Source organism: Ferruginibacter sp. SUN002, assembly GCF_050611725.1.
Lineage (GTDB): Bacteria > Bacteroidota > Bacteroidia > Chitinophagales > Chitinophagaceae > Ferruginibacter.
The window spans coordinates 805,152-816,611 of the sequence record NZ_JBODJB010000001.1 but is presented as its reverse complement, the minus strand read 5'-3'; the positions used below and the strand labels follow the sequence as shown (position 1 = coordinate 816,611).

At 36.4% G+C, this 11,460-nt stretch carries 9 protein-coding genes; 2 read left to right on the top strand and 7 right to left on the bottom strand.

Features of this window, described 5'->3' with window-relative positions; genetic code table 11:
• Positions 1-84: 84 nt before the first annotated feature.
• From fabG to lptB, 4 genes are all read right to left on the bottom strand, one after another.
• Positions 85-840: a 3-oxoacyl-[acyl-carrier-protein] reductase gene (gene fabG, locus ACQ33O_RS03595; protein WP_430994191.1), complete on the bottom strand. Its 756-nt coding sequence runs from the start codon at positions 838-840 to the stop codon at positions 85-87.
• 56 nt (positions 841-896) lie between these two features.
• Complete coding sequence (locus tag ACQ33O_RS03590; RefSeq protein WP_430994190.1) at positions 897-2,408, bottom strand: GH3 auxin-responsive promoter family protein; 1,512 nt, start codon at positions 2,406-2,408, stop codon at positions 897-899.
• Between the two features lie 147 nt (positions 2,409-2,555).
• Entirely contained in the window at positions 2,556-2,960 is a 405-nt protein-coding gene (locus ACQ33O_RS03585; protein WP_430994189.1) for a hypothetical protein, read from the bottom strand.
• A 333-nt stretch (positions 2,961-3,293) separates the two neighbouring features.
• Positions 3,294-4,052, bottom strand: a complete 759-nt coding sequence (gene lptB / locus ACQ33O_RS03580) for an LPS export ABC transporter ATP-binding protein (protein ID WP_430994188.1) — start codon at positions 4,050-4,052, stop codon at positions 3,294-3,296.
• A gap of 307 nt (positions 4,053-4,359) precedes the next feature.
• Between lptB and metF the strand changes: the two genes are divergently transcribed.
• Positions 4,360-5,313, top strand: a complete 954-nt coding sequence (gene metF, locus ACQ33O_RS03575; protein WP_430994187.1) for a methylenetetrahydrofolate reductase [NAD(P)H] — start codon at positions 4,360-4,362, stop codon at positions 5,311-5,313.
• Between the two features lie 14 nt (positions 5,314-5,327).
• Here metF and ACQ33O_RS03570 read toward each other — a convergent pair whose 3' ends face one another.
• The 3 genes from ACQ33O_RS03570 to ACQ33O_RS03560 are packed head-to-tail and all read right to left on the bottom strand — an operon-like array spanning position 5,328 to position 9,920.
• Positions 5,328-6,512 (bottom strand): toxin-antitoxin system YwqK family antitoxin, encoded by a 1,185-nt coding sequence (locus ACQ33O_RS03570; RefSeq protein WP_430994186.1) that lies wholly within the window; start codon positions 6,510-6,512, stop codon positions 5,328-5,330.
• 18 nt (positions 6,513-6,530) lie between these two features.
• Positions 6,531-8,462 (bottom strand): peptidylprolyl isomerase, encoded by a 1,932-nt coding sequence (locus tag ACQ33O_RS03565; RefSeq protein ID WP_430994185.1) that lies wholly within the window; start codon positions 8,460-8,462, stop codon positions 6,531-6,533.
• Positions 8,463-8,480: 18 nt separating this feature from the next.
• Positions 8,481-9,920 (bottom strand): redoxin domain-containing protein, encoded by a 1,440-nt coding sequence (locus ACQ33O_RS03560; protein ID WP_430994184.1) that lies wholly within the window; start codon positions 9,918-9,920, stop codon positions 8,481-8,483.
• Between the two features lie 133 nt (positions 9,921-10,053).
• Between ACQ33O_RS03560 and rlmD the strand changes: the two genes are divergently transcribed.
• Positions 10,054-11,454, top strand: a complete 1,401-nt coding sequence (rlmD, locus tag ACQ33O_RS03555; protein ID WP_430994183.1) for a 23S rRNA (uracil(1939)-C(5))-methyltransferase RlmD — start codon at positions 10,054-10,056, stop codon at positions 11,452-11,454.
• Positions 11,455-11,460 lie beyond the last annotated feature (6 nt).

The following is an 11,460-nucleotide window of genomic DNA, read 5'->3' as shown; positions in this document are numbered from 1 at the left end:
TGTTATGTAAGGTTAAAGCCCGGCAAACATCTGTTTGTCGGGCTTTTTAGTTCGGTTAACCGAAGCTCTTTATTGTTAAATCAATTAAATATTTAATCCGCCGCAGGCGCTAATTGTTTGTCCCGTTACATAACTACTAAGATTAGACGCTAAGAACAATGTAACATTTGCAATATCTTCTGCGCTGGCAAATTTTCCTAAAGGAATGCCTGCTTTATATTTTTCAGCTCCTTCTCCATCTTTCAAATAGCTGGTCATATCAGTTTCTACAAAACCCGGGGCAATTGCATTACAACGAATATTACGACTGCCCAATTCTTTTGCTACACTTTTTGTAAATCCTATCACACCGGCTTTACTTGCAGCATAACTGCTTTGTCCGGCATTACCCATTTCTCCAATTACACTACTCATATTTATAATGCTGCCGCTCTTTGCTTTCATCATCGGACGAATTACCTGCTTCGTCATATTAAATACGCTTTTGAGATTGGTTTGCATTACCTCATCCCATTGCTCAGGTGTCATTCTTAATAATAAATTATCTCTTGAAATTCCTGCGTTGTTCACACAGATATCTACGGTACCAAATTCTTTTACCACATCATTTACAAAAGCTTCGCTGGCTGCAAAATCACCTGCATTACTTTGATAGCCTTTTGCTTTAACACCTAAACCCACAAGTTTAGCTTCTAATGCTTTGGCCCTTTCTGCACTGCTATCGCTTACATAAGTAAACGCAACATTGGCACCATGTTCTGCAAATTTGATCGCAATCGCTTCGCCAATGCCACGGGCAGCTCCGGTAACTATGGCTGTTTTTCCTTCAAGAAGTTTCATCGTTCAATTTTTATGTTCCGGCAAAAATAATTCTAATCAGATATAATTGTATCATTTTATTTTTTCACCAACGATAGTATTTCCTCTATCATCGTTCGTTCATTACTAAGTCTTGGTACTTTATGCTGACCGCCTACTTTCCCCTTTGTTCGCAACCATTCGGTAAATGTTCCTTTGGGTAAGCTGTGCACAATGGGTAATTGTAATGCAATATCCCTATAGCGTTTGGCTTCGTAATCGCTATTTATTTCTTTTAAAGCAATGTCTAATTCATAAATAAAAGCAGTATGATTATCCGGTTCTTTTTCAAATTCAACAAGCCACTCATGGCCGCCATTTCGTTTCTCCGAAAAATAAACAGGGGCTGCTGTATAATCGTTGATGATCGCTTTTGTTTTTTCTGCCGCTATTGCAATAGCATGATCGCTGTTATCAACGATCAACTCTTCGCCAAAAGCATTGATATAATGTTTGAGGCGACCGGTTACTTTTATTTTATAAGGATTGAGAGAAGTGAATTGCACTGTATCTCCAATTAAGTAACGCCACAGGCCTCCGGTTGTACTAATAACCAATGCATAGTTTTTCCCGATCACAACATCTTTAAGTCCTACGGTTTGCGGATCTTTCTTTCCATATTCATCTACGGGCATGAACTCATAAAAAATTCCATGTTCGGTGAAAAGCACCATACCATCATCGTCCGGTTTTTCTTGCCCGGCAATGAAGCCCTCGCTGGCATTGTATATTTCGAGATAATTTATTTTATCGCCGATGATCTTATCAAACTGATCTTTGTAAGGAACAAATGAAACACCGCCGTTGATGTATAACTCAAGGTTTGGCCATACTTCTTTGATGGTTTTTGCATTCTTTATTTCAAGAATTCTTTTGAGGAGCAATAAGGTCCATGTGGGAACACCCGCAAGAGAAGTTACATTTTCGTTAGCAGTTATTTGTGCCAGTTTTTCGATCTTACTTTCCCATTCATCCAATAAGGCAACGCTTAGTTCGGGTGTACGTAGCCATTGCCCCCAGAAAGGAGAGTTTTGCATGAGTATAGCACTCAGATCGCCATACTGGATTTCATCACTTACCTTACTGATCTGATGACTGCCGCCTACTACAAGACCTTTTCCTGTAAGCAGATCGCTTGAAGGAAAATTCTTATAATAATTGCTCAGCACATCTTTACTTGCCTGAAAGTGGTTATCCTTAAGGCTTTCATCGCTTACGGGGATAAATTTACTTTTATCGCTGGTAGTACCCGAAGATTTTGCAAACCATTTTATAGGAGTATTCCACAAAATATTATCCTCGCCTTCCATCATCCTTTGCACGTATGGCTTTATATCATCATACTCATGAATGGGAACCGTTTTTTTAAAATCCCGAATGGTAAACAGTTTGTGAAAAGAGTACCTTCTTCCAATTTCGGTGTATTGTGCAGAGGTTACCAGGTGTTGCAATACTTCACGCTGTACTGCTACGGGGTTGTTACTCCAGTTTTCTATGCGCCACAAACGCATACGGGCCAGCTTAGATATGGTTGAAGATAAAATTTTCAAACTACTGAATAAATTGCTCGTTGGGGCAAGTTAAAAAAACAGTAGCAGAAATAAAAGTTTTAAATCCCTTAACATAGTGTATAGAATCACACAATACATATCAATCGAGTACCGATATGCATTGTGTGAAAAATATGATCTATGTTATTATAATTTTTTGGCTGTCCAATTTTCGTGTGCCTTTGTATTACAGTCGATCTCGTATGATGCATACTCGCCGGTTTTGTTTCCGGTAACTTTAAAAGTTAGTATCGCATTTTTAAGATCATTCAGATCTAATACAAATTTCTTTGCAACTGTATTGCCTCTTACATATTCACTGTATAACACTACTCCGTTTTGGTCGATTACTTCTACCAAAAATTGTGTTTCTTCTGCATTGAAAATATTTAAGCTAAATGCAGGAGAGTTGTTTTCGCTACCGCTGTAGTTCAACGATATTGTAACAGGCTCAGTAATGTTGTTTGCACTTGCTTTTACCGTAAACGCTGTGCTGAATACAGCTGCTATTGCAAGTGATAATAATGCTGTTTTATATGATGTCTTTTTCATTTTTAATAAATTTAAAAATTAACAATGTTGTTCTTTTTTCAAAGAGGGCTGCAATGCGATGATATTTTTCAGGAGGAAAGCGATCTGCGTTTGTAATAACGCTACTTCAGTTTTAGCTAAATTTTGAAGACTCGATTAGGGTATGTTTTTCTACCTTGATAACACAAAGGTATATCGGTTTATTGCCTTAACGCAATCAAAATTTTTTGTTTTTCTTTATGCCTATTTGCTTTAAAAAATGTTAAAATCCTTTACTGTATTGAGTTTTAACGAGCCGTAATTATTATGGCCAAAGCACTTGTGCAGGTGTGTTAATAAAAAGTAAATAAGCGGTTATTCGTTGTTATTCAACAAATAATCTTTTCGTTTCAATTCAAAATTTCTACCAAGATATAGCCTTTTCACCTGCTCATCTACCGCCAATTCTTCTGCAGTACCATCACGGAAAATTTTTCCATCAATTAGCAAATACGCTCTGTCGCAAATAGAGAGTGTTTCATTTACATTATGATCGGTTATGAGGATGCCGATGTTTTTATATTTAAGTTTTGCTATGATCTCCTGAATATCTTCAACAGCAATGGGATCAACGCCTGCAAAGGGTTCATCCAGTAAAACAAATTTCGGACTAACGGCAAGGGCTCTGGCAATTTCAGTTCTGCGTCTTTCTCCACCACTTAAAGTATCGCCATTATTCTTTCTTACTTTTTGTAAATGAAATTCATCCAATAAAGATTCAAGTGATTCTTTTTGCTCCTGCTTTGAGAGCTTGGTCATTTCCAATATCGCAGCAATATTATCTTCTACACTTAACTTTCTGAAAACGCTGGCTTCCTGCGGCAAATAACCAATACCCATTTGTGCTCTTTTATACATGGGTAGCTTCGTAATATTGATGTCGTTCAAAAAAACCTCTCCTTCATCCGGTTTAACAAGACCCACCACCTGATAGAAAGAAGTTGTTTTTCCGGCGCCATTCGGTCCTAGTAAACCTACAATCTCCCCCTGTTGTACAGAAAAAGAAACACCGTTTACAACAGTACGGCTGCCATATGATTTTACAAGATTGTTTGTGCGTATAGTGAGATTCAAAGCTTAAATATTTGAACAAATGTAGTATAAAGAAACAAAAGGTTAATTCATTGTCTATATGATATAACATTTCATTTTAACACAAAAATCTTGTGTTACTTTTTTTGCGGAAAAAAGTAACCAAAAAAACCGTCCGAAATCGATAACGCCCCGATTTCGGATTCGTTCTCCGATCAAACTTTTGTGCTACTGTAAACTCAACTTCAATAATTCTACATTATGTTATACTTTAACTCGGGTTCACGTCACTTTAAACATCGTTAATTTTTAACTGCTATTGCGTATTTTTGCAGACATTGTAAGAAATATGAAAGTAACAGACCATATAGCCCAGGCAAAAGACACATTGGTTTCTTTTGAGATACTGCCTCCTCTAAAAGGTAAGACCATTAATTCTATTTACGATCACTTAAACCCGTTGATGGAGTTTAAGCCCTCTTTTATTAATGTTACATATCATCGCAGCGAAACGATGTTCAAGAAAAAGGGAGATGGAACTTTTGAGAAAGTAGAAGTGCGTAAACGTCCTGGGACCGTAGCCATCTGTGCAGCTATTAAAAATCATTATAATGTAGATGCTGTTCCTCATTTAATTTGCGGCGGTTTCAGCAAAAGAGAAACTGAAGACGCATTGATAGATCTAAATTTTTTGGGCATAGATAATGTGTTGGCTTTAAGAGGCGATGCTGCTAAAAATGAAACACATTTTGAGCCTGAGGCTGACGGTCATGGTTATGCGATAGACCTGATCAAACAGGTACAGAATTTAAAGAACGGTATTTATTTAGAAGAAGATATTAAGAACGGCGGTAAGCCCGATTTTTGTATTGGTACGGCCGGTTATCCGGAAAAGCATTTTGAAGCACCAAATCTTGAAACGGACCTCATCAGACTAAAGGAAAAAGTAGATGCCGGTGCTGATTATATCATGACACAAATGTTCTTTAACAATCAAAAATTCTTTGATTTTGTAAAAGAGTGCAGGGCCATTGGTATTGAAATTCCCATCATTCCGGGATTAAAACCCATTACTAATAAAAAACAGTTGAGCATTTTACCAAAGGTTTTTCATGTAGATATTCCTACAGACCTTTCAAATGCAATCATGAAAGCTAAAACAGATGAAGATGTTGAACAGATAGGGACTGAATGGTTGATTCAGCAATCGAAAGAATTGAAAGCATTTGGTGTACCTGTTTTACACTACTATACCTTGGGTAAACCTAAGGTGATATACAATGTTGTGAAGACGATCAGATAGTTTCGTCAGAAAATCTAATCACCTGCCTTCACATCCCTTTTCCCCGGCTGAAGTGGCTTTGGTGGTAATGGTTTATTGGTATTATCCTCGTAACCGTTTTTATAATTTAGTGAACTAATTAAAGTTCCTTTGGCATTATATATTTTCTCAATGCCATTTTTCCGGTCAAGATAAAAAGTTGCTACAGATTTTAAACTTCCGTTGGGATGGTAGCATTTTTCTATCCCATGTTTATACCCGTGAAAGTAAGCTGTCTCTTTTTTAATTTTTTTGTTCTCATAATATTCTTTCATCACCCCATCAATTTCTCCTTTTTTATAAAATCCAGATGTAGAAACATTTCCATTTTTATAATAGGTTTCAAACATACCGTCTTCCAAGTCATCTTTAAAAAAAGTCTTTGACCCTATAGTGCCATTTTCATAATAATATTTCGTGACACCGTTTCTAAGCCCATTTTTATATTCAGCTGTAATATGGAGTTTGTTATCCTTATATCTTGTTCGTATCCCATCAGCTAAATCGTCCTTATAAGTAATTGTTTCCATTAAGATTCCATCAAGATCGTACTCCTTTGAAATACCATTTAATTTTCCATTTTTATACATCCGCTCTTTATGCAACTTACTACCGCCGGCATAGTAATCTCGTTCTAAGCCGTCTAATGTATCATTACTATATGTACTCTCTTTGGATATTTGTCCATCAGTCCAATAAGATTTACTTAAACCATTACGTTTGTCTTGTTTATATAAATCTTCCATCAACAATACTCCATCTTTATATAATTTGAAAAAGCCATTCCTTTTACTATGGAGGTAAGAGATTTCTTGTATGTAATGAGAAACAGTATCGTTTATATATTGGGAACCGACTGTGTAAAAGTATTTTTCAATTCCATTTTTTTCGCCGTCCGACATAGCTGTTTCCAGTATGAGTGAATCTGTGAGTGAATAAAGTCTTACAATTTCGTTCTCCTTTCCATGATGATAAACAGCAAGCCTATAATACTTGGCATTATTTTTTTCTATTGGCTTCAGTAAGCTATCAAGGTATTCTATCCACTTGCCTTCCTTAAGCGAATCTTGTACGTAGCTGTTTTTTGCTTCTGCTTTAACAGTAAATCCGTTTTGAGCAAAGCTTTTACCAACAGTACAATTTAAAACTGCAACGAATATTAAAAGGGAAATTATTTTCATGGTAGCTAACCTGACTGGTTATTGTATAATGGACTTGAACAAGGCCTCATTGACTTTAACCGGGTATTTCTTTTTCAAAGCTTCTATCCATTTTTCTTCCAGGTAGTTTTGGTACTCATTCGTTACCAAACCTCTTGCTTCATCAAAATTACGTTGTTCTTTTGCAGGATACATTTTGAGTGCTTGCACAAAACTTACTGTGCCATCGGCCGGGTTAGTAATTGTATTGGTTAAGTATCCTTCGCTTAACCTACTGCTTGTGGGCAGTTGCGAAATTTCATATCTGCCCGAATCTGCCTGAATGGTAGCATTACTCTCTTCAGCAATTTGTTTCCAGTTTACACCTGCCTTAATATCTGCAATAGCATGCGTTGCTGTCGCTGCATCTGAACAGTTAAAAATGATAACATCAGCACTTTCTTCCCACAAATATTTTGATTTATGCTGATTGTAAAACTTTTTAAGTCCAACACTATCATTAGCCGCCTTACTCCAAACATTTCTTTCCATTATTTCAAAAAGCATGTTGCCTTCTTTAAACTCCTGCATTTGATATTTAAAATCGCTATTGTACTTTTCTAAGTTTTTTCTGTAATAAGCTAAAGCAGATTCGTTTAGGTATTTATCAAATAAACTTTTAGATGTTTCTGCAGTTTGCAAACTATTAGGCACAAAATCTTTTACATATTTCAACCAGTCTTTTAATCTTACCTGTTTGTTATTAAAAGAAAAAACGGATGCCTTGTTTGCAGGAATTTTTATTTTCTCTATGCTTTTTCCTGCCTTAACACTATCCGCAAGATCAATTATTTCCTGATCGCTTATCGCCGGATTTTTTTTGTAGCCGATCTTCACAAGCACATCTTTCAAAAATTTATCTTTTGCTTTATTGATCCTTCCATCTTGTTGAATTTTTTGTTTCAACTCATACATAAAATTTTCGTCTGTAACATCTGCAGTGTAAGGAGTATGCTTCAATCGTTTTACAATATGATAACCATAGGATGTTAATATGGGGGCTGTAACATCTCCGTCTTTTTGAAGTGCAAATACTGCGTTTTCAAAGGAAAGGTCGAATTTCCCTGTGGTAAATTCTGCCATTTCTCCGCCAGCCATATAAGTGTTTCTGTCATCGCTGCATCTTTTTGCTGTTTCTGCAAAGTCTGCACCGGATTTGATCAAATTGTGAATAGAGTCAGCTTTTTGTTTGATTTTGTTTTTAGTTTCATCGGATGCGTCCGGAGGAAAAACCAATAATATTTGTGCCGCTTTCCACTTGCCGGAGTTTGGTCTTTCATCAATATTTTTAAAAATATGAATAGCCTTTTTTGTTCTGTGTGGAGTACTTATTTTTTCGGGAGCCAATCCGTAAATAATATTTTCATACTCGTATGGAACAGACAAAGCAGTAACATAACCAAGATCTGCAGTTTTGATGACCATTTTATATTCTGCACTCAATTCTCCTGCCAATTCATTGTAATCTTTTCTTCCCTTTTGCAAAGCGGCGTAAGCAGCTTCAATAAGTTTAACTGCTTTTATAGAGTCTGTTGAAGACATAGCTGCATTTATGGGCACATAAAAATGTTGGGTATGAATTTCTTTTTTCTGACGGGCAAGCACTTCTTCTGTAAGTTCGTTCACTCCTTTTTCATCGTTCATATATCCTTCTTCTACCTGACTGCGAAAGCCATCAATATCTGCCTGTAATTGTTGAAGCGTATCTAAACGTTTTTCCTTTGCGGCTTTTACTTTTAGTTTGAATTTGATGTAGAGATCCAGATAATCTTTGTAGGACTGAGCCTTGTCGGTACCGGCAATTTTATTCTTATTGTAGGCTCTTAAAAATTCATCCTTGCTTACAGCATCTTTGCCATAGGTAAAAAGTGTTTGAGAAAAAATATGCGGAGCCGAAAACAGCAAGGCTGTTAAAAAAAATAATTTCTTCATAAACAGAATTTGTATGCTTTAGTTGTTTTGAGCGGCCATCTTAACCTGCAACAGATCATTTATTTGATCCCAGGTTAATTTTTTGCCTACTATTCTTTTTTCTTTATCCAGCAAATATAAAGTAGGCGTGGTTGTAATGTTAAATAATTGATGGTATCCCCATTCGCCGGCTTTTTCTTCTGCTTCCTTCATTTCTTTTGTTTGATAAACATTTACCCATTCACCCAAAGCATGCTCTGTAATGTATTTTTTCCAGTCGGATACAATATTATCTTTTATATCGGCCGAAAGCACTCCGTAAATTTTTACATTATGTTTTTTCCAGTTGGCTTTATAAATAGAATCGACTCTTGGTACTTCTTCTTTACAATGCCCACAGGTAGGATCCCAAAAACACACAACCGTAAAATCGGCAGCCACACTATACAACGGCGTTAAGTTCCCGGCCGTATCTACCATTTTTAAATTGGCTGCAGGGTCGCCAATAACATTTGCCATTATCATATATGCCTGCCTGCTAATTGTTTCATGCTGCTTTTCGCTTAACCAAGGGGTAAGTCCTTTACTATGGTATTTATTGAAAAGATGAAGAAACACTTTATCCTGCCCCATATATTTTGGGTTGATGTACTCATCTGTGAGCCAGTTTAGTAAAAACTTATACATTTCCGGACAGGTACGTGCCAGCAGTAACTGATAGTCGGCTTCTTTAATGATACTATCCGGCGCCTGTGGTATGATCTCTCTGTAATATCTTTCAAATCGTGGTAAGAAGAACGGCGTACGAATTACTCTCTCATCCATAAATGTAATACCATCCCAATAATGTGCTCTGTAATAATAATAATTATCCAATGAATCCTGGTGTGTCACCGGTATTTTGTCCATCGTTTTCGGATCTCTCATACCGTTCAAAATAACAGTCATCATTGATTTTGGATATTTTTTGATAATTCCTTCTCTGTAATTATTCAATTCCGTATTGTATTCCAGATATTTTTTTTCATGCATTGCAGAATCTGCCGCAGTAGTAGATTTTGAGTAGGCTACCTTTTCCTTATTTAATAAGGAAATTTTTGCGGCTGTTGCCTTTTGATATTGGGCAAAAAGTATATGCTCTTTAGATCCTGTAACGACGGTTTTGTTCAAGAGATCTGTTGTGTCGGAACTAATAGAAATGATCTGTTCTTTATGTATAAAAAAATCTACCGATTTATTCTTTCCCGGAAAAACAATAGAGTAGATACCCCCGGGCAGTTTTCTTTTCCCCGTAAACACCGCAATACCCTTATTATTGATGGCCGCCGAATCTTCTACATTAAGGTTCTTGCCCATGTGATAGGTCAGGTAAGCGATTCCGCTTTTGTAGTTAGGGGTTTTTAAAGTAACCTTAAAATTTTGAGCCTGCAATTGAGAAAAACAACCAAGGCTAATCAACACAACAAGTAATCTTTTCATTTTTTTATATAATAGGACTGAACAAAAGTATCTAAAATGTACGGTTTAAAAGCACTTTAACCATTTCGATTCTATTGATAATTACATTTCATTAACATATTTTTTAGAGCAGATATAGATTACTTTTGCTGCTGTGAAAAGAAAAAAATTTTTAGTTGAAAAAATTGAGGTCAGCGGGTATGCCGCTGAAGGAAAATCCTTTGCTAAACAGGATGGTAAAGTGATATTTATTGAAGGGGCGGTGCCGGGAGATATTGTAGATGTTTTTGTTAGCAAAAACAAGAAAGACTGGGGCGAAGGCAAAGCCACTCACATTCATCAATATTCGAAAGAAAGGGTTGATTCGTTCTGCAAACATTTTGGTATTTGCGGTGGCTGTAAATGGCAGATGTTACCCTACGAAAAACAACTCATGTACAAGCAGCAGGAGGTTGCTCAAAATTTCAGACGAATCGGCAAAGTAGATCTGCCTGAAATGATGCCAATTGTTGGATCTGCAGACACACAGCATTACAGAAATAAACTTGAGTTTACTTTCAGTAACAAACGTTATCTGACAGAAACAGAAATAAAAAGTGCAGACATTTTACCACAGGAAAATGCATTGGGTTTTCATGTGCCGAGAATTTTTGATAAGATCATTGATATAGAAGAGTGCTATTTGATGGATGAAGTAAATAACACCCTTCGAAATTCCATCAGAGCCTACGCAAAAGAAAATGATCTTTCTTTCTATGATATAAAAGGGCATACAGGCTGGTTAAGAAATATCATTATCCGTTTGTGCAACACCGGAGAGTTAATGGTAAATATTTGTTTGGGTTATGAAGATGAGGCGGCTACAAAAAAGCTGATGGATTTTATTTTACAAAAAGTACCATCCATAACAACTTTGCTTTATACCATTAATACAAAATGGAACGATAGTATTTATGACCTTAACCCTGTTGCTTATTTCGGTAAAGGATATGTACATGAAAAATTAGGAGAATATACTTTTAAGATTGGGCCGAAATCTTTTTTTCAGACCAACACAAAACAAGCGGAAAAACTTTATAGTATCACTGCCGATTTTGCCGGACTAACAGGCACTGAAGTAGTATACGACCTGTATTGCGGCACAGGCAGCATTGGTATTTTTGTAAGCAAATTTGCAAAGAAGATCATTGGTGTGGAAGTGGTTGCCGAGGCTATTGAAGATGCAAAACAAAATGCAGCGCTCAATAATATTACACATGCCGATTTTTTTGCAGGTGATGTAATTAAAATATGCGATGACGATTTCTTTGCCGCACATGGCAGACCAGATGTGATAATCACCGACCCTCCCCGTGCAGGTATGCATGAAAAACTGGTTCAAAAATTATTAGAGATAGTTGCTCCTAAAATTGTGTATGTAAGTTGTAACACTGCTACGCAGGCACGAGACCTTAATCTGCTCAGCGAAAAATATTCAGTAGAAAAAATTCAACCGGTAGATATGTTCCCTCATACACACCATATTGAATGTGTGGTTTTACTTAAATTGAAATAACTTTAG